The 259-nt window shown below is 48.6% G+C and carries 1 protein-coding gene; it reads left to right on the top strand.

The window, feature by feature from the left end; genetic code table 11:
- The coding region (locus tag AF337_RS44045) for a hypothetical protein (RefSeq protein ID WP_210168022.1) at positions 1-259 on the top strand (259 nt) is incomplete at both ends.

Raw genomic sequence — 259 nt, 5'->3', positions numbered from 1 at the left:
TGCATGCTACGCGCTTCGTTTTAGCTCGCATCATTACAATAACATTCATGATGCGCTGAACGGCGATCCTGACAGCCAATCCACGCAGAGTTATCTCGATGAACTCGCACAGGCTCTCGCCTCCCTGAAAGACGAAGACATCACGGCTGCAGCGACCGAGGATGCAACTTATGATGATCCGACGCTCTCAAGTGGGGACGTAATATATTTCAATACCAATAAACAAAGTAGAACCAATGTCGCGACAGGGCTATTGGAT

The sequence above is a fragment of the Rhizobium ecuadorense genome (assembly GCF_001187535.1).
GTDB classification, from domain to species: domain Bacteria; phylum Pseudomonadota; class Alphaproteobacteria; order Rhizobiales; family Rhizobiaceae; genus Rhizobium; species Rhizobium ecuadorense.
The sequence above is the reverse complement of the archived record's forward strand: the minus strand, read 5'-3'. Positions and strand labels throughout refer to the sequence as shown.